The following is a 22,070-nucleotide window of genomic DNA, read 5'->3' on the forward strand; positions in this document are numbered from 1 at the left end:
CCTTCGAAAGGGCTTCCGTTTGGGGCTGTCGGCTCCGGGCTACGCCCTACGCCGACAGCCCCAAACGGAGTCTCATCTTGATTGACGCTGCTGTCTCACCTTCATCGCCGCGCAGCAATGCGCAGCGTAACGGGCTCAACGATCCGGACGCCGGTGTCGCTGATGCCATCCGCCTGGCAGTGGAGGGGCATTTCAACCCTCAGATCGATGCGAACCTCATCATCGCCGATGACTTCGCCACCGACGAATTCCGGGTGGCGTGTCGCCACCCGGAGGATGTCATCGCCCGGCGATGCCGATTTCGGGGAGGCCATCAGGCGCGGCCGTGCGGCCGTGCCTGTGCCGCCGTCGCGCCGATCCCCAACGCCGTTGCTGCCGCCTTGCCGGCATTCTTGACGGCCTTGACGATGCCGCTGGCACCGATCTCGTAGCGCAGCGGCTGCTGTTCATCCTCCCAGACGTCGGTGACGCACCGGAAGCGATCATCCTTGCCCTCAACGATCGAGATGTACTCGCGCTTGGCGCGATCGCTCGGCGGATCGGCATCCTCAGGATCGATATGTTCGCAGCTGGCGACGATGACGGCGCCTTTGCGGATTTGCGCCAACGCGGTGCGGGCGCTCTCACATACCTCGGCTTCCTCTCCCCAGGTCGAGTAGCTGTCATAGCTCAGGCTATGCCAGGAACAGTGGTGCGGTGCCTGCAGGATATCGTAGCTCAGCCAGCCGGCATGCGCTGCCCCATGCTTATCCCACAGGCGTTCCCAGATCGCCACCTCCGCGTCTCCGCCGGTCAGGAAGCGGCACTTGTCGGCATACCCGGCCCCGCGGATCGAAAAGCGCAGAATGACTGACGACCGGTTTTTCGCCAGCAGTTCCACCAGTTCTTCATCGTCGCCTTGCGGCATCGGAGCCAGGAGACGAGCTTCAAAGGCGCCAGCGGTGACGCGGTTGAGGCTGGACACGACATCGTCGGTCTTTACGACGATTCCCAAGATGTCATCGGTCTTACCCTTGATGTCCTCGCCCAAAATCTGGATACGATCGCCCTCGATCCCGATCGCCTTGGTGGTACGATACAGCGCTACCCGGCGCCGGGCTTCTTTTGCCCAGGCCTTGGCATCGTCACACAGCGTGTGCGTCATCGATGCTCGCCGAAACACGATGGGCGACGACCACATCTCGCGGATCAGGATCTTGTCGTCGGCCTTGACCCAGTCATCGGGCGGCCCGAGGTGAAAGTGCTTCGACAAACCACAGATATGGTCCTTGTCGGGATGGGTGTTGAGAAAACCATCGACGAAGAGCCGACCCTTCTCGTCGCGCTTCAGTTGCTCGCGCAGCAGGCTCATGACGTCGGGTGTGTCATCATCCGGGTCGTCGGCACCCTTGCGGATGTGGATGTCGATCAGCAGCGTCTGATCATTGTCGAACCGCAGCAGCGTCATGTCGCCATTGCAGACCGGGTAAAACGTGATGGCAGCCGTCATTGTGTCGTGTCCTTCCTACCTGAACCCTGACACGAACACGTCCCCGAATGGCCGCGCCAGCTTTAGCTATATGTTAAGCATGCCATCAAGATTCAAGACGTCCAATCGTGACAAGAATGACAGTGGACGCGTACAAGCTTAACACGTACCTTAAGTGATGAGGTGCAGATGGGCTCAGCCGAGCGATCACCAGCCGAGCATGCCGAGGTGCGGGTCGATGGGCCTCGGCGCTGCATCGCGATGCGTGCCAGTGACTGGGCGCGGTTGCACCATGCCATACCTGTGACGGTGTTCGCACGGCTGATGGGGCTGTTCCGCCGGTTCTGTAATGGCTGTGATCATCTCCCTGAACAGGCCTTTCGGCGCGTAGCGGGTGACCAGCATGGTCGCCTGGAGGAGTTTATCGCAACCGACGTTCAGGTGGTCGGTCGTCGTGGCACTGACGAGGCGCGTCAGACATTTTTCGTAACAGAGGTGCGTATTGCCCGCGCGGTAGATCCGGTTCTCCAGCCGGTCGCGGCGCTGCAAGCGATGCTGCCCCTGGAAATAGTTGTACAGAAGGAGCGTGAACGATGACCGAAATAGGAGCGGGCATAATGGCAGGCAGCGCGGTAACGTGCGATGCCGACACGCTTGCCGTTGAACTGGCAGAAGCGGAATTCATTGTTGCGGTTCAGTCGGAAATACAGCGCGTGATGAACGAAAGAGGCCTTCGTGCTCGTGATCTATCGAAGCGATTGAATGTCTCTGAGGCGAGAGTCAGTCAGATGTTTGGCGAGCAGGCCAAAAATCTTACTATTCGAACCATCGCGAAAATATTCTATCATTTAGGTCAGAGTCCTGTCCTCACGACACAATGTCAGCTAGAAAATATGGTTGCTCTTGCGCGAGGTGACGCTGCGGACAGTGACCAGCACTGGACGGTTTCGGGGCTCATCAACGATATTCAGATTGGTTCAAACATCATCGTAACGCATGATGACACTGCCGTGGCTTCGCCAGATCGCGGCCGTTTGGTGGATCGTTGGGCGCGGGCTGAAGAAGCCGATACCCGGCGCCCCCGCCGGCTTGCGGTTGCGGGTTAGGATCCAGACCTTGCCCCAAGATGCCGCAAGCATGGACCCCAGCGTCTACAATAGCCTAGTTGCACGCGCGCACCTGCGCAGCATTCGTATGACCACGAGCGAATTCGATATGAAGCCCGAGGCGCTGGATCTCGATCCTGACGCATGGCGCAACAATGTCGTCGCGGGCGTGCTCGACAGTTTCCTCGAACATGAGAACGGCTCGCTTTATGGCGTTTTTAGCTTCAAGGTCGTTTGCCGCTACGGTCGCAAGCGCGTTCTGTCGATCGGTGCGACCTATCTCGCCAGTTATCGTATCCAAGGCGCTTGTGACGAAGGTGCATGCGAGCTTTTTATCGAGCGGGTCGGCAAGGTCGCGACGTATCCTTATTTCCGCAGCCTGGTCGCGATGCTGACCGGGCAAGCCGGGCTTATGATGCAGCCATTACCAGTGCTGAGCTTCGCGCCTCGATCGATCGATTCAGCGGCGGTCCTCGAGCAAGGATCGCAGGCTGTGGGCACGCCCAAGCGTCGTCGTCTGCCTGCCAAGTAAACGAGTTGTGGGGATGCGGCGATACACGCCGCATCCCTATCGGTCAGCCAATCACCACGACCTTGGCACCGGCATCGCTCGCGATGTCTTTCCATGTCTTGTCGGCGGTATAGGCTGAGACGCCGAGCCGCCTCGCCAGCGCGAGGCAAAAGCGATCACCCAGCGACAGTCCGGCTGACGCGGTCTCCGCCCGTAAGCTGCCCGCCTCCCAAGCCAGCGCGTCGTCGACCGCGACAACGCTATAGGGAAGGGCGCCCAGCATGGCGCGAACCTCGTCAAGTGGCGCGCCGAGCTCGACGAAGTGGCTGACGACCTCGGCGTGATTGATCGCGCACACCGAGGCGTCCGCGATCACGCCGGCGACCTTGCTGGCCCCGCGCTCGCCCTTGAGGAGCGCGAGGATCGCCGAGGCATCAAGGATGACGTGGGTCATTCGCCGCTGTCCTCGCGCCGTGCCGCCAGAAAGTCATCGACTGACGCACCGGGCTGTTGCGCGCTGCGCTTGGCAATCGCCTGCGCCTTGGCCACGGCTTGCTCGACAGTGCGAAGGATGATGCCGTCCGGGGTTTCTTCGACCAGGACCGCGCCGCCTTCCTCGAGGCCCAAACGCTTACGGATGCCAACAGGCAGGCTCATACGTCCATTTGGCGTGATGTTAACCTGTAGCGTCATGTGGCTTTGCTCACATTATGGGGCATTGACGATACCATGTACCACAAGAATGACTAATAGGCGAGACGGGGGTTGAGAGACACGATGGCAACACAGCTCCATAATAGTTACCAGCGATAAATGGTATTCCCACTAGCTAGTCGAGCCGCTACCGCTCGGTCATCGAAACGACGAAATCGAGTAAGAAATGCGCATGGCGATGTCGAAACAGTCCGATGCCGGATCGCGCCGTCGATGATCGAAGGCGGCTCCTTGGATGATAAGGCGGACGAGCAGAGTCTGGCGCTGATCGACAATCGTGCCGTGCAGCCGTGGCTGCCCGATCTCACTGTCGACGATCAATCCCGCGTCGACGACTTCATTACCCGCGCCTCGGCCAGTGCCACGCTGCGCGCGTATCGCTCCGACTGGCGGCTGTTTTGTGCGTGGTGCGAAACGCGCGGCTACCAGGCGCTGCCGGCCAGCCCCCAGGTCACCGCCGCCTTCCTGACCGAACTGGCCACCACCGGCAGCAGCCATTCGAACGGGCGGTCACTCTCGAAAGCGTCGATCGGGCGACGGCTGGCGGCGATCGTGTTCGCGCACCGTGCAGCCCAAGTTGAACCACCGACGACGCAAGCCGGAGCAGCGGCGCTCGAGAAGGTCATGCGCGGTATCCGCAATACCAAGCGCGGTGAGCGCCCCGCCAAGAAGAGGCCCGCCGACGGCGACGTGCTGCGCGACATGGTACGCACGATCACCGGAACGAGCCTGCAGGATTACCGTGACCGCGCGCTGCTCAGTCTGGGCATGATGGGGGCCTTCCGGCGGTCCGAACTGGTGGCGATTGACGTCATGCATGTCAGCGAGGATCCCCGCGGGCTGATCATCCATATTCCGGTGTCCAAGGGTGACCAGGAGGGCAGGGGACAGTCGGTCGCTATTCTCGATGGTCGGCGGATGGAACCGGTCCGCCATTACCGCGCCTGGCTTGAGGCCGCGGGGATCAGCAGCGGGCCGCTCTTGCGACGGCTGACCCCACACGGTCGTTTGACCACGCATGGCATCAGTCCGCAGACTGTGGCGCTGGTGGTCAAGGCGCGTGCGGCCGCAGCCGGCTACGATCCAGCGCTCTTTGCCGGACATAGTCTGCGGGCGGGATTTCTCACCGAGGCGGGCCGACAGGGCGCCAATCTGTTCAAGATGAAGGAGCATAGCCGACACAAGTCGCTCGAGATGCTCAGCGAATATGTGCGCGATCAGGAAGCATTTCGCGACCATGCCGCAGAGCGGTTTGCCTGAGCGTACTGTTACCCCATCACCGAGGGTGATACCATTGCGAATAGCGAGGCCTTGTCATGTCATTTAGCGGGCTACCTCATCGAGACGACTCAACCGCAATACATCCTCTTTATAGTATTAAAGCCGGCTCTTTGCTGCGTCGGCGACATGGAGGATCATGGTTACGGCCTCATTGGTTGCAATCGACGACGTGATGGCAAATCGATCGGCGTCGACAACGTCGATGCCCATTTTGTCATCAAATCCTACGTATACGTTTGACCCGTCACCAGACGCGGTCAATGTTTCGGGAGTCCCGCGCAACGGTATGGAGTTTACCACCTTGAAGTGATCGCCGTCTATCACAGCTATCTTTCGTGAGGCGGGGAGTCCCACAAACGCGATATTTCTATTTCCTCGTCGAACAAACTGGATGGTGCTTCCGATATCGGGCAGGTCGATTGTCTTGATAGTTTCGTAGGGAGCATCGGTTCTCATGATTGCTACCTGAGGCCGGTCGCTACGTACAATCCACAACTCCTTGTCGGTGGGCGAGACCATCATCTGCGATCCCCGACCAAAATTTGTACTGGCTTTGCCTACCTGTTTGTGACTCTTTGCGTCGATGGCAAAAAGGCCACCATCCCCATCCATTATGAACATTGCACGGTCTTTTATGTTAGCGGCGATTGCCGTTGGATGGAACGCCAATGGGATTTTCTGTATGCGTTCAGGGTGATTTACAGAAGCTATGTAGATTTCTTTGCTCCGACCAGACGAAAGCCAAAGTTCTTTGCTATCGGTGGTAAACGTCGCGTTGCGAACAGGTACCGGCAATGCCAGCTTTGCTATCACCTCCTGATTCTTGGTTGATATGAGCTCGACTGACCCCGAGCCGTCCGGAGAAGCCGCGACCAGCCGACGATTGCAAGACGCCGCCAACAAATGCCACTGACCGCCCCCTCGCAACGTCTGCGTTGGTCTTGACGCCTGCGCTTTATAGGGGGCAGCAAGAATGATATGACTCTTCGAGTCCTGCACATACAGACGGTCTTTGCTGCCACGGTCGAAATCTTCTTTTCCGCACGGCGCCTGGATCGCCAGCAAATCGACGGGCGTATCATCGGCAATGGGCGAAGCGGCACCAGCATACTGGGCGGTCGCGGGCGGCGTCAGCAGGGCAATGCATGCGGTCCCGAGAACGGCTAAATACGCTTTGGTCATCATATTCTCGCTACTCCGGGAAACTGCAGGTTAGCCTCGGGGCCCAACCTTAAGGCAGCCTTATTCGCGTGCTCGCTTGGCGGCCCGACCCAATCGGCATTTCACGCCTCACGGTAGGACGCGGCTGGCGAAATTCAGCGCATAAGATTGCGTTAAGCCACGGCGCTATTTTCCCGCTTCAAGGGAGTATGGCATGAACGAGCTTATCTCATTCGCTGGCGTTATCGCCACATGCTAGCGATCGTCCGTATCGCGCTAGCGAAGCCTCTGACGTTTGTCGTTATGGCGATCCTCATCGCGGGTATCGGCGTACTGACGGTGTTGCGCACACCGGTCGACCTCTTCCCACGTATCGGCGTACCGGTAGTCGCCACCGCCTGGACCTATGCCGGGCTTTCGCCAAAGGACATGGCTGGCCGCATCGTCACACCATATGAACGGGTACTCACCAGTACTGTCAACGACATCGACCATATCGAAAGCCAATCATTGAGCGGGGTCGCGGTCGTAAAGATCTATTTCCAGCCTGGCGTCGATATTCGGACGGCGACTGCACAGGTCACATCCATTTCCCAAACAATCTTGCGGCAGCTGCCACCGGGCATCACGCCGCCGATGATCGTCAACTACGACGCTTCCACGGTCCCTATCCTACAGCTGGCACTGTCGGGCGAGGGCCTGAGTGAACAGCAACTGTTTGACCTTGGCCTCAACCAGCTTCGCCCGCCGCTGGTGACGGTACCTGGCGTCGCGATGCCGTTTCCTTTTGGGGGCAAGCAGCGGCAGATACAAATCGATGTCAATCCCCAAGCACTGCAAGCCCGCGGCCTGTCTGCGCAAGACGTAGCAACTGCGATAGCCAATCAGACGCAGATCAACCCTGTAGGCTTTGCGAAGATAGGTGGCCTTCAATACAATATTCAACTTAACAACGCGCCACAGTCGGTCGATCAGCTGAACAGTCTGCCGGTCAAGGTCACCGATGGTGGCACGGTCTACATGCGCGATATCGCCTATGTCCGCGACGGGGCTGCTCCACAGACCAACATTGTTCATGTCGACGGACAACGGTCGGCGTTGATGACCATCCTGAAGAATGGTGGGGCATCGACCCTTGCCATCGTCGAAGGCATTAAGGAACGACTACCCCAAGCCGTAAAAGGCTTGCCTGCAACGCTCAAAGTGGCGCTGATCGGCGATCAATCCGTGCTGGTCAAAGCCGCAGTCTCAGGCGTGGTACACGAGGGCATTCTTGCTGCCGTTCTCACGTCCCTGATGATCCTCTTGTTTCTCGGTTCCTGGCGATCAACGGTCATCATTATCGCGTCAATCCCTTTGGCAATCCTAGGTGCGATCATCGCGTTGGCAACGACCGGTCAGACGCTCAATGTCATGACGCTAAGTGGGTTGGCATTGGCGATTGGTATCCTGGTCGATGATGCCACGGTTACGATCGAGAACATCAATTGGCACCTCGAACACGGCAAGTCGGTGCGGGACGCGATTATGGACGGCGCGGCGCAGATCGTAGGTCCGGCCTTTGTCGCGCTCCTCTGCATCTGCATCGTGTTTGTGCCGATGTTCTTCCTTCCAGGCGTCGCCGGGTTCCTGTTCGTTCCCATGGCACTCGCCGTCGTTTTTGCCATGATTATGTCGTTCATCCTGTCGCGAACCTTGGTACCGACGATGGCGATGTATCTGTTGCGGCCGCACAACCATCATGGCGCGCAGGGCAAGAGCATTATCTCCCGGTTCCAACAGGGTTTTGAGCGTTCATTCTCTCGGATGCGGGACAGTTACGGACATCGACTGGAGCATGTCCTGGCAACGCGCGCGCGCTTCATCCCACTTTTTGCTACAGCGATGATCCTGTCACTCCTGCTCATCCCACTACTTGGCCGTGATTTCTTCCCAAGCGTCGATTCCGGTCAAATGGCGATGCACGTGCGTGGTCCGGTCGGAACGCAAATCGAAGACACCTCGGACCTCTTCGCCCGTGTCGAGAAGAAAGTTCGCGCCCTGCTGCCGCAAGGTGAAATCAAGTCAATCGTGGACAACATTGGCCTGACCTCTGCACCGCTTAACAACATATACGCCAACTCCGGAACCGTCGGACCGAACGAAGGCGACGTCATGATCGCGCTGAATCATGGCCATGCGCCAACTGACGAGCACGTTGCTCTGCTCAGGCGGGAACTGCCTCAAGCCTTCCCCGGCATCGACTTCGCCTTTCTGCCCGCAGATATGACCAGCCAGATCCTGAACTTTGGTTCGCCAGCGCCGATTGATATCCAGATCAGAGGACGAAAGCTGCTTGAGAACGAGGCATTCGCGAAAAAGCTGGTCAAGAAGTTACGGCTCATTGGCGGTTTGGCTGATGTGCGAATTCAGCAATCCTCGCGATATCCGCAGCTCAACGTCGATATCGATCGCACCCGGATCGCCCAATACGGCATGAACCAAAAGAATGTTACTTCTGATCTTGGCATTGCCCTTGCTGGAACGCAGCAGTCGGCACCAGTCTATTATCTGAATCCGGAAAACGGCGTTTCCTACCTCGTCGTCGCGCAAGTTCCGGAACGTGATGTCGGTTCCGTGTCCGACCTGTCGAACCTTCCCGTCTCCGGCGCCAAAGACGGCCAACCGCAAACACTGGGTGGGCTCGGCTCCATCAGCCGCGGGTCGACCATGTCGGTCGTCAGCAAATATAACATCCAACCTGTCATCAATATTTATGCTGCGACTCAGACCCGCGATCTGGGCGCGGTCGCAGCCGACGTACAATCGGCGATAGATTCCCTTTCCCAAGACGTCCCTGAGGGCTCGACCGTTACGTTAGCGGGACAGTTCGGCACGATGAGCACGGCGTTTAACGGCCTCCTACTCGGGCTCGTTGGCGCAATCGTCCTCATCTACCTTGTGATCGTCGTTAATTTTCAGAGCTGGGTTGACCCCTTGGTCATCGTCGGCGCCCTTCCTGCCGCTATCGCGGGCATCGTTTGGATGCTTTTCCTTACTGGCACCACCGTTTCGGTCCCGGCCTTGACGGGCGCGATCATGTGTATGGGCGTCGCAACCGCCAACGCTATTCTCGTCGTCAGCTTCGCGCGTGAGCGCCTCGCCGAGACTGGAGACGCGACCAAGGCCGCGCTCGAGGCAGGAATGGTACGGCTCCGCCCCGTTGTGATGACCGCGCTCGCGATGATCATTGGCATGGCTCCCATGGCGATCGGCCTCGGGGAGGGTGCCGAACAGAATGCACCGCTTGGCCGCGCAGTTATTGGCGGCCTCATCTTCGCGACGGCGGCGACGCTGTTCCTCGTGCCTGCGCTGTTCAGTCTCGCGCATCGCAAGTCTGCGCCCAAGCCCATCCAGGAGCTCGTCCAGTACCATGCCTGAAAATACCCGAACCAAGCGACGCTATTGGTCAGTCGGCATCGCCGCGGCCGCCCTGATTGCCATTGTCGGCGGTGGAATCGCCATTCGCCACGATGCTGAGGCTGAACAAGAGACGATCGCGCAAAACAATGCGTTGCCGACAGTGTCGGTGATCCGGGCTCAGCCCGCACAGGGCGGCTTTGTCAGCCTCCCTGGTGAGCTATCGGCGCTTAATGAAGCCGAGATCAACGCCCGGACCAGCGGCTTCGTCTCGCGGTGGCTCGTCGATATCGGGCAGTCTGTAAAAGCCGGACAACTGCTCGCCATTCTGGACGCTCCGGAACTGGAGCAACAGCTATCCCAAGCGCGCGCGGACTATCAGACCGCAGCCGCCAATCGCGACCTGGCCAAGACAACGGCCGATCGGTGGCGCATCCTGCGCGGAAAGGATGCCGTTTCGACACAGGAGGCGGACGAGAAACACGGGCAATATCTTGCTGCGAAGGCCACTGCCGATGCCGCACGTGCTAACGTCGGCCGGCTGCAAACACTACGCGGCTTCACCCGGATTACCGCCCCTTTTGCAGGTGTCATCACCAGCCGTAATGCACAGCTCGGCGCCTTGGTAAACGCTGGCAACGCCAACAAGCCACTCTTCACGATTGCCGACGTCAGTCAGATGCGCGTTTACGTGCGTATTCCGCAGAATATCATTGGTCAGCTTGAGCCAGGCACGATTGCCGAGGTCAAGGTTCCCAACGACCCGACGCATGGTTTTTCAGCGACGCTCGTGCGAACCGCTCGCGCGGTCGACCGGGAGTCCGGCACCATGCTTGCCGAGTTCAAAGTCATGCACCCCGGTCAGAAGCTGGTACCTGGTTCGTTCGGAACGGTGGACCTTGCCTTGCAGAAGACGCAAGGCACGGTTGAGCTTCCGGCCACCAGCCTCATCGTCAACAGCAAAGGCACGCGAGTGGCGCTTGTCGACGCACATGGTCGAGTTCAATTAAGATCCGTGCAGGTTGGTCGTGACAACGGACGCAGCGTCGCGATCCTGAGCGGTCTCCAGCCGAATGATCGTGTCATTGCAACACCGCCCGACGCGCTCGAGACGGGAGATCAGGTCCGCGTCGCCAAGATCAACGTGGCAGGAGCCGACCATGCGGGCTAGGTCATGGGGGGTTGTCTTCCTCGGGGCATTGACGGCGGGCTGTGCGCTCCAGCCAGACCGTCCGGCGCCCCAACTCATCATCCCATCCGCCTCCAGCCCCCACGGTTGGCGGGAGGCAAATCCCTCGGATCAGGCCGTCAGAGGTAACTGGTGGCTGGATTTCGGTGACCCGGTACTGAGCGACCTGATGATGCGTGTTGATGCCGCGAACCCAGACCTGGAAGCTGCCCTGGCCAATCGAGAGCGCGCGCTCGCGGCTCTGCGCGAAGCGGGTGCCGATCGGCTACCGACCGTTTCGGCAGGTGCGCAGGCGTCGCGAGAGCGATTGTCGGCGGGGCGCCCGATCGGCCCTGGGCAGCCTGTTACGGCCAGTCAGTATCTTCTTGGCGGCAGCTTGAGTTACGAGATCGATCTTTGGGGACGGGTACGCAACACGGTGGCGGCGAGCCGAGCTGATGCGCAAGCCGCCGAGGTTAACGTCGAGGCAGTACGCCTCAGCCTTAGAGCCTCACTGGCCGACGCATACTTCCGCCTGCGTGGTTTCGATGCCCAAACCCGCCTCCTGACGCGCACAGCCGGCGCATACGAGCGAGCTGCCAAGCTGATCGGGGATCGCTATGAAGTCGGCATCGCTTCGGGTGTCGACCGTACGCGTGCCGCTACCCAGCTTGCCGATGCTCGTGCTCGTCTGGAAGCCATTGGCGGGCAACGGGCGAGGCTGGAGCATGGTATCTCGGTACTGGTCGGCCAAGTTCCATCGACGTTTCGCCTGGATCCGGTCGAGCAGACGATCCGTTTGCCCCAGGTATCTGCGGGACTGCCATCGATGTTACTGGAACGCCGGCCTGACATTGCGCGCGCCGAGCGCCAACTGGCGGCGGCGAACGCGCGCATCGGTGCCGCAAAAGCAGCGCTGTACCCCGATCTTACGCTAGGGCTATCGGGAGGCTTTCAGGCTACAGGGGCACCAATTTTGGGTGCGTCGAACAGTTACTGGGCCTTGGGGCCCTTGGGCGTGGTAGCAAGTCTCTTCGACGGTGGAAGGCGCCGCGCAAGGGTCGATATCACAGAAGCCGAATATCGCCGCCTTGCAGCCGACTATCGTTCAACTGTTCTGGATGCCTTCCGCGAGGTCGAGGATGCCCTGGCGCAATCGGCGTCTCTTGCGCGACAAGGCGAGCAGCAGGCACAGGCAGCCGCCTCGGCGAGCCGGACAGAAGCGCTTGCCTTGGAGCGTTATCGCGACGGAGCCGCCGATTTTCTCGATGTGGTCACCGCACAGACGGCTGCGCTAAACGCCCAGCAAGCCAGCATTGACACAACGGTCAGTCAACAACGCGAAGCAGTTGCGTTGATCCGGGCGGTCGGAGGCGGCTACACACTTGCGCAACATGGCGCGCAAACGAGAGGTTCGGATTGAACTATGATTACCCGTAGCGCGACGTCAAACGGCAAACTGGCGCTTGGAACGCAATCAGAATTATCAAGGAAGGTGATGTGGCCCGTTCCATCATCTTCCGGTGCCGCGGGACCACTCTGACATGCGCATTCTTCTTGTCGAGGATGACGAGGTGCTTCGGGACGGCGTATCGGTCGGGCTGCAAATCGAAGGCTTCGAAGTTGACGCGGTTAGATGCTGCCGCGACGCCCAGGCCGGCTTCGATCCGGACGGTCATGCGGCGATCATTCTGGACATCGGTCTGCCGGACGGATCGGGCCTGGATCTTCTTGCCACGTGGCGCAAAGAAGGCCGGCAAACGCCGATCCTGCTGCTGACCGCGCGCGATATGGTTTCCGATCGCGTCGCCGGCCTCGATCTTGGCGCGGACGATTATCTTGGGAAACCCTTTGATTTAACGGAACTATCGGCACGGTTACGTGCAATCGTTCGGCGATCCGCCGGTCGATCGTCATCAACTATTACGATAGGTCCCTTGACCATCGACCCGATGGCGCGAGTGGCGATCCTGCATGATCAGGATATGGGATTGTCGCGACGGGAGTTCGCTGTTCTTGAAGCGCTCGCTGAAAATCCTCGGCACATACTTTCGCGATCGGTTCTTGAAGACCGCATTTATGGATGGAATGAGGAGGTTGAGAGCAACGCGGTCGAAGTTCATATCCATAAACTTCGACAAAAACTCGGACGCGAATGGATCGAAACTGTGCGCGGTGAGGGGTACCGGATCATGCAGCCATGAAGTCGCTGCGCGTCCGTCTATTCTTGTTGGTTGCCGGTCTTACCCTGGCAATTTGGGCAGCGGCAGCGACCTGGACAGCGTTTTCGACACGAACAGAGGTGCAGCGCGTTCTCGATAGAAGGCTTGTCGAGGCAGCTCGGATGGTCGGTGCCCTTGACCTGCCTGCCACGAACAATCGTACTCCGGTCCACGCTTCCCAAGGCTATTCACGACAACTTTCCTGCCAGATATGGTCGCTCTCAGGGGCGCTGGTCGGTCAGTCGGCAGGAGCACCGCGAACACCTCTCGCCGATGGCGAGGAAGGTTTCTCCGAGCGCAAGATCGACGGTCAGATTTGGCGTGTGTACACCCATGTCGATCGAAACCGCGGCGTCAGTGTCATGATCGGCGACAATTTGACTGTGAGGCATCATCTCGTGTCCGAGATGATGATGGGGCTACTGATGCCCGCGGGTATCGGCATCATCCTACTTGGGTTATTGTTATGGGCAGGTATATCGCGCGGTCTTCGTCCGTTGGATGTGCTTACGCGCAGCATCGAACGACGCTCTGCGGATGACCTGTCGCTTATCAAGCTTGACGGTTCGCCAAGTGAGATAACGCCCTTGATTGCCGCGATGGACGATCTTTTGGTCCGTCTCGCACATGCTCGTCAGACCGAACGCGACTTTGTCGCAAATGCAGCCCATGAACTCCAAACGCCGCTTGCCGGGCTTCGGACACAAGCTGACGTCGCATGCCGTGTGACAGATCCGGAGATGCGGCGCCACGCTCTTGATAGGATCATACAATCTGTTGATCGGACTTCGCATTTAGTTCGGCAGCTCCTTTCCCTAGCCCGCCTGGATGCTGATTTTCCAAAAAGAGATCCAGTTCCGATTTTCCTGGATGATCTGCTATCTGACATCGAGGACGATTGTTCTGATGCTGCCGCCGCACATCACGCTTCCATAGTATTTGAACCTAGCGCCGTAAGGCGGGTCGCCTGCCTCGACGTGGCAAACTTGAAACTGGCTTTGAGGAACCTGATAGACAACGCAATCCGACACGGCGGTAGCCCCATCGTTATCAACGCTAGCGTCTCGGACGACGGAAATTGGGTTGAAATCTGCGTTGGGGATCAAGGCACAGGCATTGATCCGTCGGATCGCGAGCGTCTGGTGCGCCCTTTTGAGCGCGGACGGGCGGTAACGGCCAAGGGAAGCGGACTTGGCCTTTCGATCGTGGCGGCATCATTGAAGCGGGAAGGTGGTCATCTTGACTTGCGCACCGGATCAAACGGCGGTCTCATCGCAGTAGCGCAGTTGCCCTTCGCCCATCTGCTTCCGGAGAGTCATTAGAACGTGTTGCGATGAAAGATCGAACGCTGGTGCCTGCCGGCGAGATTGCCGCGGCCCGCGACATCGTCGTCGGGCCATATAATGCTTGGTTCTCCTAAGGTTGCCTTAAGCTGCGATGCCGAGAGCCATCTGTTATGGACGGCCTCATTCAGATAGGGTTCCTGACCCTCGCAGTAGACCGGCTGTTGGCGGTCGTGGCGATCCTGTCCTTCGTGGTGGGCACGCCACTGCTGGCGGAGGTACTCGGAATCAGGCCGCCGCGGATCGTTGCGGCGCTGATCCTGGGAATCGCAGCATCGCGCATGGCGTACGTGATCGAGAATTGGGACGCTTTCCGCGTCGATTTCGCGTCCATCCTCTGGGTGTGGCAAGGTGGTTTTGCGGTGTGGCCAGGCGCGATTGTCGCAGCGCTCGTGGTGGTTTCGACCCGTAACCCATTGGGAAAAAGACTGGCACTAGCGACGATCCCACTAGGCATATCGTTACTTTGGGTTGGCGCGCATCAAATCCTTGCCTCCCCGCCCAGGGCGTTTCCTTCCGGTTTGGTGGTCAGCACGGTAGGTGGTCGATCGGTCCACCTGGATGCCTTACGCGGCCAACCGTTCGTTTTGAACTTATGGGCAACATGGTGCCCGCCATGTCAGCGCGAAATGCCAATGATGGTAGACGTTGCTTCAAACACGCCGGTCCCTGTGCTTTTCGTCAACCAAGGCGAGACCGCCGATCATATCCGGCGCTTTCTTCAGGGCCGAAAACTCCTGAACGCATCGGCGTTCCGCGATGCCAATGGCGTCGTCGGAACGGCTATCGGTTCGCCAGCGCTACCGACGACAATCTTCGTTGACGCGGCCGGGAAGGTGCGGGCGCGGCACTTCGGCGAAATTTCACGCGCAGCCCTGACAGCAGCGATCCATGATCTTGAAAGGAACCCGAAATGAGGAAACTCTCACTTGCGGCACTCGCATTTGGTATCTTCGCCCTAGTCGCCACCTTGCTGCTCAGGCCCGATGGTGATCGCGCGCAGGCGGCGCAAAGTGCGCCGCTGACAAGTGCCCAGCAAGCCGCAGCGGCAGCCAAGGAGCGACGGAAAATCACCGACGATCCAATGGTCCCCACCAACGCGCCCAAAAACTATGACGTTACGATCGTCGAGTATTTTGACTACCAATGCCCCTACTGCCGCAAGGCCCAACCTATCCTTGCTGCACTCCTTTCTAGCGATCCCAAGATCCGTCTGGTCTACCGCGACTGGCCAATGTTTGGCGGGGCATCGGTGACCGCTGCCAAGCTGGCGCTGGCCGCCAAATATCAGGGTAAGTACGTCGTGTTCCATGACGCGCTCATGCAGTCGACGGGCAAGCTGGACGATAAGGTCATTCGGGCCGCAGCCGACAAGGCAGGCGTCAAATGGGCAACACTCCAGAGCGATCTCAAAGCTCATGAAAGCGAGATAGACGCGCTGCTCGATCGTACCGGGCAGCAAGCCGCTTTGATGGGCCTGCAAGGCACACCGGGTTTCTTGATCGGCCACTATCTGATTCCGGGCGGCCTGGATTACGCCAACATGAAGAAGGCCGTCGCGATGGTCCGCGCCAATCCTACGGGCGATCCGGCGAAGGATCCAAAGGAGTCGTGAGGAGCCTGCTATCCTTTTGGATCGCATTGTTTGTCGTGATGCCGGCGGTGCCGGCATCAGCGCAACCCGCAAGCCACATCACGGTGGATATTCTACCGGCGTCTCTTCGACCTGCTCCCGGTCAGGCTGAACCACTCGTCATCCGGATGGTGCCACAGTCCGGTTGGCACGGCTACTGGAGCAATCCCGGCGATAGCGGACTGCCTCTCGAGGTCACATGGCGGGCGCCGGTCGGCGTCTCTTTTGGTCCTATCGTACACCCGGCACCAACCTTGCTCGAGCTTGGCGGTATCGCAAGCTACGTACATGCAGGGCCTGCCTTGCTCAGCACGAGCGTAACGCTTCCCAAGGCCGTGCCCGTCGGGACCAAGGTACCAATCCATGCAGACGTGAGCTGGCTCGCATGCTCGGACGCGCTGTGCGTCCCAGAACGTAAAACCATCAATCTCGTTCTCACAGCCGGAGACGGTACCGCTGATCCCGCGACGGCGGACATCATCCGGCAAGCACGGGACGCGTTGCCAAGGGCAATCAACGGCGCGCGATACAGCGCGACCAACGGAAAGTTGACGATAGAGATTCCCGACGGCACCGATCGTCTCCAGGCCGATCGTACCCGTTTTTTCCCCGCTGATGATTCAATCTTCGCGGCGAACGCCGAGCAGCAGGTGAGCCGCACCGATGGTGAGCTCGCGATCGTCATGGATGGGGTGAAACCTTATGACGCCGACCGGCTTACGGGCGTGCTGGCGGACGGACGCAACGCCTATGTGATCTCGGCCGTACGTGGCCCTGTCGAACCCAAGGCAGTCAGCGCAAGCGCGACGTCTGCATCGATAGATGCGCCCAAGCGGAATGCACCCGCCTTGCCCACGGTCGAGGCTGTGTCGCCCCCCGATGTCGTCGACACGGATGCGTCCGCGATCGAGCCGGCTGGTCTGCTGCTGACGCTGCTAGCCGCTATTGCGGGCGGCATCGTCCTGAACCTCATGCCATGCGTGTTTCCCATTTTAAGCCTCAAGGCCGTCGCGCTGGCGCGCGTCGGGAACACAGGCAAGGCACCAAGCGAGGCCATTGCCTATACGCTCGGCAGCATGATCGCGGCGATGGCGCTTGGTGGCCTGCTTATCATATTGCGTGCCGCGGGCGTCGAGGCAGGATGGGCATTTCAGCTTCAGGATCCCCGCGTCGTGGTCGTGCTCCTGGCACTGTCGATGGCGATTGCGCTCAATTTCGCCGGTCTGTTCGAGTTTCCCACGGCAATCACCTCGCATCATCAAGGCCGTGGCGCTTTTGCAACCGGCGCGCTTGCGGCCCTGGTCGCGACACCCTGCAGCGGCCCGTTTATGGGCGTAGCGCTGGGCGCGGCAATGACGATGCCGCCGCTTCATGCCCTTGTCGTCTTCGCCGGGCTCGGCTTCGGTGTTGCATTGCCGTTCCTGCTGATCGGCCTCGTTCCAGCTGTGCGTCAGCGGATCCCGCGACCGGGACCCTGGATGCAGACGCTACGTCACATACTGGCTGTTCCGATGCTCGCGACGACTGTCGCGCTGGCATGGCTGCTTGGCCGCCAGGCAGGTGTTCAGGGCATGTCGATCGGCTTGGCCGCGATCGCCATGACAGGCGCGCTGCTCTGGTGGGCTGGAATGCGACAGCGACGCGGCGTGAGCGCCACGCCGTCATTGCTGATCATCATGGTTTCGATCGGCATTGCAATCATCGCAATCGAGCCGTCCCCGCCGGGACAAGCCGCATCACTCCAAACGGCGGATGCGACGGATCTACCCGTGCGGGAGCCCTTCAGCGAGGCGCGGCTCGAGCAGCTTCGTCGCGCTGGAACGCCGGTGTTCGTCGACTTCACGGCCGACTGGTGTCTCTCATGCAAGGTAAACGACAAGTTTGCGATCGACACGGCACGAACACGGGCAGCGTTCCGCGACCGCGGTGTCGTCACGCTGGTCGGTGACTGGACACGCAACGATCCGGCAATCACCCGCTTTCTGGCCCGGCATGGCAGAAACAGCATACCGTTCTACCTGTTCTACCATCCCGGCGCTTCGGGCCGGACGTTGCCACAAATCCTCTCCCCTTCCACGCTCCCGGATCTTACGCAGACCAACGCCGAGTGAAGTGTTTGATGATTATGATTGCCATCGCCGAGGGTTCGACCGCGCAATGCCGACAGGCGGGTCGGGGGCAATGAATTTGGGCGCTCGGCCCCAACGATGAATCATGCCGCAGCTTTGGAGCGCGACACGAGGAAGCAAATGCCAGATCGAGCACCGAGGGGGGGGCGGGGTCCTACGGACGCTTTGATGATGCAGATATCATCTGCGCGAGGGGGCAAAACGCCATTTCGCGGATCAGCGAGACTGTTTCACGCGAACGGCATCTCGCGGTCTACCGTGATGTCGGCATCGCATTGCCGGCGAAGCGCCGCAGGGATGCCGCCCCGCTATGTTAGCTGGCGTATCAAAGAGCGCGCGGATACCATCTTCGCACGGGCGGGCCAAATCACACCTGACAAGGAGAAGCAGAAGTGAAACATTTCCTCATGGGATCGCTGCTGATCGCAGCGTCCGCCGCGATCATGCCCGCCACGGCAATGGCGCAACTTCGTGATGGTCCGGCGATCACCGGCTATGGCAAGACCTTCCCGACCGTTGGCGCTCATCAGCGACCGGACGCCAAGATCCGCTACCGGGTGCTCTTCAACATCACCAAGGCAGCGATGACGCCCGACAAACCCAATCCGTCGCTCGAGAAGGTGGCCCGTTTCATGAATCTGTTGGCGATCGACGGCGTGAAACCTTCCGCCGGCGACATTGTGGCCATCGTCCATGGCCCAGCGACGCCATCCATCGTGCAGGATACAGCCTATGCCAAGAAGACCGGCGGCAAATCCAATCCGAACCTGCCACTGATCGCCCAACTGAAGGCTGCGGGCGTTACCGTTGCCGTGTGCGACCAAGCCCTGCAGGGCCAGGGCTTCACCGAAGACGAGGTCGTCAAGGACGTCCGGGTGGATGTTGCCGCGTTGACGACGCTGGCGACACTGCAGTTGCAGGGATGGGCACTCATCCCGGACTGAGCGGTTTAAGACTGCCTTAAGGCGGCGAGGGTTCGTTTCGTCAAGACGGGAGAGGAACGAGATGCGTAACTGGCTTGCCGGACTTTTGGCGGCAATCGTAAGTACCGGAGCAGCGGAAGCGGCTGATCGGCGCGTGACGATCCTCCATACGAACGACATGCATGGTCGTCACGCACCGTTCGATGTGGCGCCGGGTGACGCTACCTCACAGACCGGTGATCCCGGCCGTTCGCCCTCCGAGTTTTCCCGAGCCGGCCGGATCGGCGGCTTTGCCACCCTCGCGGGCGTCGTGAAGCAGACGCGTATCGAGCGTGGCGCGGAAAATGTCCTGCTGCTCGATGCAGGCGACACATTTAGTGACGATCTTGTCGGCAATGCGACCCGTGGCGAGGCGATGATCCGTCTGATGAACGGCCTTGGCTACCAGTTCATGGCGCTCGGCAATCATGATTTCGACTACGGCCTCAATCGCACCCGCGAGCTCCAGGCGATCGCCAAATTCCCGATGCGGGGGGCAAACACTCTCGAAAACGGCCAGCCCGTCTTTGGTAAACCATGGCAAATCTTCACGCTGGGCGGTGCCCGTGTAGCGGTGCTGGCGCTCAGCTATCACAACACCGGCGAAACCGGATCCAAGAAGAATTCCGAGAAACTCACCTTCACCAGCGGCATCGAGACCACGCGGCGGCTGCTGCCCGAATTAAGGCGGCAGGCCGACATCGTGGTGTTGCTGTCGCATCAGGGCACGACGGTCGATCGCAAACTCGCGCGGGAGGTGCCGGGGGTTGATCTCATTGTTGGCGGACATTCGCACGACCGGATCGCTCCGCCCGAAAAAGTCGGAAGCACGTGGATCGTGCAAGCACTTTCCGATGCCGCGATGCTTGGACGTCTGACGCTGACGATCGGTAGCGACCGCAAGCTGAAGGCGGTGGACGGGGACGTGATCGAGCTCTGGAATGACCGCTTCCCCGCAGACGCGGAAACCCAGGCCGCAGTCGCTGCAACGGATGCCCCCTATCAGGCTCGGATGGATGAGGTGCTCGCTACGGCCTACGACCGCATCGGACGACAATATAAATCGGAAAGCCCGTTCGATTCGCTGGTCGGAGGCATCATGCGCGATGCAAGCGGCGCCGACATCGCCTTCATGCCCGGCGTCGGCTATGGTGTGTCGATCCAGCCCGGACCGGTAACGCGCGACCGCCTTTACACGCTGCTGCCACACCCGACGAAGCTGGTGACGCTCAACATGACCGGCGCGCAGATCATGGCGGTTCTCGAGCAGAGCGCAACCAACCTCAATCCCGGCAACGATATGGATCGGGTCGGCGGATTGGTCCAGACGTCAGGCTTGGCCTGGACAGCTGACCTCAACCGTCCTGTAGGCAAGCGCGTATCCAATGTTACCGTTGCAAGCGTCCCATTGGACCTTCCCCAGCGCTACAAGGTAGCAACGAATGTCGGCATGCTGGAGGGCCTCCACCGGTACACGGCATTCGCAAAGGGTAGCGAGATCGTGACCGACACGCGCAGCGTGACGGATCTCGTCGAGGCGGCCTTGAAAAAGCGTGGAACAATCGTTGCTCCGGAACAGGGTTACATCCGCGTCATCCCGGTAACGCGGCAATGATCGGGCGCGTCGGGCTCGGCGCGGTAGCGCTGTTGGCAGCACCATCAGTCCATGCACAGGAGAAGACGGAAACTCCTCTGCATGCGGCGGTCGGCGCACCCGACAATCTCAAGCTGTCGGGTACATTCCGAGCCCAGATCGAAGGCATTGACGAGCAATTTCGGCCAAACGCGGCCCGCGATGATCGACTGCTAACGTTTAGGACCACGATCGCCGCTGAATACGACACTGGTCCAGTCCGCTTCGGCGCGGAATTGTGGGACGCGCGGGGTTATCTCGAGAAACGAGATTCCTCCGCCGGGACCAGCGAAGTCAATGCACTTGAGCTCGTTCAAGCCTATGTCGGGCTCGATCTCAACAGCGACACGACAGTGGATGCCGGTCGCATGACCCTTGACATCGGGTCACGCCGCCTCGTGTCACGGCAGAACTTTCGCAACACGACCAATGCCTTTACCGGTGTGCATCTGCACCACGAACAGGAGGGCGGCTCGCGTTTTGACGCCTTCTGGACGATGCCTCAAATGCGGCTACCGTCTGATCGCGACGGCGTACTATCCAATCACGTGGTGTTCGACCGGGAGACCGACGATCTTCAGTTCTTCGGAGCCTCGTACGAGATACCGGTCGGGTCGAACCTGCGCCTTGAGGCCTTCACCTATGGACTTGTCGAACGCGACGCGCCCCAATATCTGACCGCGAACAGGCATTTGGCGACCCCCGGGGTCAGGCTTCATCGTAAGCCAGCGAAACGGGTGCTGGATCTTGACCTTGAGTACGAGGGCCAGATCGGTAAAGCCCGGGCATCGACCAATCCAGCAGATATAGTCGATCACCGAGTTCGCGCCTGGGCGGGTCATGCCGAAATCGGATACACCTTTGGGTCCGCGTGGCAACCGCGGGTAGCGGTTCTGTACGACCAGGGCAGCGGCAACGGTTCCAGCGATCATATTGGCCGCTTCGACACCCTCTATGGTGCACGAAGTTTCGAACTCAACCCCACCTCTTTGTACGGTGTCCTTTCACGATCTAATGCGATGACCCCTGGGGTTCGTGTCGAGGCAAAGCCCAGCAACCGGTGGGATGGGTTCGCCATGTATCGTGCTCTGTGGCTTGCCAGCGCGACCGATGCCTTTGGTGCTAGCAGCGTGCGTGACCCAAGCGGACGATCGGGCCGCTTCGCGGGGCAACAGGTGGAAGGTCGCGTGCGCTACTGGATCGTTCCGAAAATTGCGCAAATCGATGCGGGTGCCGCGATACTCTTCAAGGGACGCTTCTTGCGAGACGCGCCCAATGCCCCGTCCACCGGCAATACGCGCTACGGCTATCTTAGCTTTAATCTGAACTTTTGAGGCGGG

Annotated in this window: 20 protein-coding genes; 15 read left to right on the forward strand and 5 right to left on the reverse strand. The window is 59.9% G+C overall.

Going from position 1 to position 22,070, the window contains the following annotated elements:
- Window positions 1-101: 101 nt before the first annotated feature.
- The gene (locus tag U1708_RS18755) at window positions 102-314 is read right to left on the reverse strand and encodes a hypothetical protein (protein WP_332747624.1); all 213 of its coding nucleotides are present in this window, start codon (window positions 312-314) and stop codon (window positions 102-104) included.
- On the reverse strand, window positions 314-1,489 hold the full coding sequence (gene mblB, locus U1708_RS18760; RefSeq protein WP_332747626.1) for an anti-phage 6A-MBL system MBL-fold protein: 1,176 nt from the start codon (window positions 1,487-1,489) through the stop codon (window positions 314-316). Before mblB ends, U1708_RS18755 begins: the two co-directional genes overlap by 1 nt.
- Before the next feature lie 282 nt (window positions 1,490-1,771).
- Between mblB and U1708_RS18765 the strand changes: the two genes are divergently transcribed.
- The 3 genes from U1708_RS18765 to U1708_RS18775 are packed head-to-tail and all read left to right on the forward strand — an operon-like array spanning window position 1,772 to window position 3,106.
- Window positions 1,772-2,065, forward strand: coding sequence for a hypothetical protein (locus U1708_RS18765; protein ID WP_332747628.1), 294 nt, complete (start codon window positions 1,772-1,774; stop codon window positions 2,063-2,065).
- A gap of 20 nt (window positions 2,066-2,085) precedes the next feature.
- On the forward strand, window positions 2,086-2,574 hold the full coding sequence (locus tag U1708_RS18770; protein WP_332747630.1) for a helix-turn-helix domain-containing protein: 489 nt from the start codon (window positions 2,086-2,088) through the stop codon (window positions 2,572-2,574).
- A 31-nt stretch (window positions 2,575-2,605) separates the two neighbouring features.
- Complete coding sequence (locus U1708_RS18775; protein WP_332747632.1) at window positions 2,606-3,106, forward strand: hypothetical protein; 501 nt, start codon at window positions 2,606-2,608, stop codon at window positions 3,104-3,106.
- A 43-nt stretch (window positions 3,107-3,149) separates the two neighbouring features.
- Here the strand turns inward: U1708_RS18775 and U1708_RS18780 are convergent, their stop codons facing one another.
- Together U1708_RS18780 and U1708_RS18785 are read right to left on the reverse strand one after the other, a co-directional pair.
- On the reverse strand, window positions 3,150-3,539 hold the full coding sequence (locus tag U1708_RS18780; protein WP_332747634.1) for a type II toxin-antitoxin system VapC family toxin: 390 nt from the start codon (window positions 3,537-3,539) through the stop codon (window positions 3,150-3,152).
- Window positions 3,536-3,778 carry an AbrB/MazE/SpoVT family DNA-binding domain-containing protein gene (locus U1708_RS18785; protein ID WP_332747636.1) on the reverse strand — a complete coding sequence of 81 codons (243 nt, stop codon included), beginning with the start codon at window positions 3,776-3,778 and terminating at the stop codon, window positions 3,536-3,538. The genes U1708_RS18780 and U1708_RS18785 overlap by 4 nt, the downstream gene beginning before the upstream one ends.
- Window positions 3,779-4,012: 234 nt before the next feature.
- Here U1708_RS18785 and U1708_RS18790 point away from each other — a divergent pair, with 234 nt between their 5' ends.
- A complete protein-coding gene (locus U1708_RS18790) occupies window positions 4,013-5,059 on the forward strand; it encodes a site-specific integrase (RefSeq protein ID WP_332747638.1) in 1,047 nt (348 codons plus the stop codon).
- Window positions 5,060-5,176: 117 nt separating this feature from the next.
- Here U1708_RS18790 and U1708_RS18795 read toward each other — a convergent pair whose 3' ends face one another.
- Complete coding sequence (locus U1708_RS18795; RefSeq protein ID WP_332747640.1) at window positions 5,177-6,262, reverse strand: YncE family protein; 1,086 nt, start codon at window positions 6,260-6,262, stop codon at window positions 5,177-5,179.
- 231 nt (window positions 6,263-6,493) lie between these two features.
- Between U1708_RS18795 and U1708_RS18800 the strand changes: the two genes are divergently transcribed.
- The 11 genes from U1708_RS18800 to U1708_RS18850 all read left to right on the forward strand — a co-directional run bounded on the left by U1708_RS18800 (window position 6,494) and on the right by U1708_RS18850 (window position 22,064).
- A complete protein-coding gene (locus tag U1708_RS18800) occupies window positions 6,494-9,661 on the forward strand; it encodes an efflux RND transporter permease subunit (protein WP_332747642.1) in 3,168 nt (1,055 codons plus the stop codon).
- Window positions 9,654-10,811 (forward strand): efflux RND transporter periplasmic adaptor subunit, encoded by a 1,158-nt coding sequence (locus tag U1708_RS18805; RefSeq protein ID WP_332747644.1) that lies wholly within the window; start codon window positions 9,654-9,656, stop codon window positions 10,809-10,811. The genes U1708_RS18800 and U1708_RS18805 overlap by 8 nt, the downstream gene beginning before the upstream one ends.
- The gene (locus tag U1708_RS18810) at window positions 10,801-12,231 is read left to right on the forward strand and encodes an efflux transporter outer membrane subunit (RefSeq protein WP_332747646.1); all 1,431 of its coding nucleotides are present in this window, start codon (window positions 10,801-10,803) and stop codon (window positions 12,229-12,231) included. Before U1708_RS18805 ends, U1708_RS18810 begins: the two co-directional genes overlap by 11 nt.
- Before the next feature lie 121 nt (window positions 12,232-12,352).
- The gene (locus U1708_RS18815; RefSeq protein ID WP_332747648.1) at window positions 12,353-13,012 is read left to right on the forward strand and encodes a response regulator; all 660 of its coding nucleotides are present in this window, start codon (window positions 12,353-12,355) and stop codon (window positions 13,010-13,012) included.
- Complete coding sequence (locus tag U1708_RS18820; protein ID WP_332747650.1) at window positions 13,009-14,352, forward strand: sensor histidine kinase; 1,344 nt, start codon at window positions 13,009-13,011, stop codon at window positions 14,350-14,352. Before U1708_RS18815 ends, U1708_RS18820 begins: the two co-directional genes overlap by 4 nt.
- Window positions 14,353-14,486: 134 nt before the next feature.
- The gene (locus U1708_RS18825; RefSeq protein ID WP_332747652.1) at window positions 14,487-15,290 is read left to right on the forward strand and encodes a redoxin domain-containing protein; all 804 of its coding nucleotides are present in this window, start codon (window positions 14,487-14,489) and stop codon (window positions 15,288-15,290) included.
- Window positions 15,287-15,988, forward strand: a complete 702-nt coding sequence (locus U1708_RS18830) for a DsbA family protein (protein ID WP_332747654.1) — start codon at window positions 15,287-15,289, stop codon at window positions 15,986-15,988. The genes U1708_RS18825 and U1708_RS18830 overlap by 4 nt, the downstream gene beginning before the upstream one ends.
- A 38-nt stretch (window positions 15,989-16,026) precedes the next feature.
- Window positions 16,027-18,117 (forward strand): protein-disulfide reductase DsbD family protein, encoded by a 2,091-nt coding sequence (locus tag U1708_RS18835; protein ID WP_503676850.1) that lies wholly within the window; start codon window positions 16,027-16,029, stop codon window positions 18,115-18,117.
- A gap of 410 nt (window positions 18,118-18,527) precedes the next feature.
- The gene (locus tag U1708_RS18840) at window positions 18,528-19,079 is read left to right on the forward strand and encodes a DsrE family protein (RefSeq protein WP_332747658.1); all 552 of its coding nucleotides are present in this window, start codon (window positions 18,528-18,530) and stop codon (window positions 19,077-19,079) included.
- Window positions 19,080-19,140: 61 nt separating this feature from the next.
- Entirely contained in the window at window positions 19,141-20,712 is a 1,572-nt protein-coding gene (locus tag U1708_RS18845) for a bifunctional metallophosphatase/5'-nucleotidase (protein WP_332747660.1), read from the forward strand.
- Window positions 20,709-22,064 carry an alginate export family protein gene (locus U1708_RS18850; protein ID WP_332747662.1) on the forward strand — a complete coding sequence of 452 codons (1,356 nt, stop codon included), beginning with the start codon at window positions 20,709-20,711 and terminating at the stop codon, window positions 22,062-22,064. Before U1708_RS18845 ends, U1708_RS18850 begins: the two co-directional genes overlap by 4 nt.
- The last annotated feature ends 6 nt before the right edge of the window (window positions 22,065-22,070 follow it).

The organism is Sphingomonas arabinosi (assembly GCF_036663715.1).
Lineage (GTDB): Bacteria > Pseudomonadota > Alphaproteobacteria > Sphingomonadales > Sphingomonadaceae > Sphingomonas.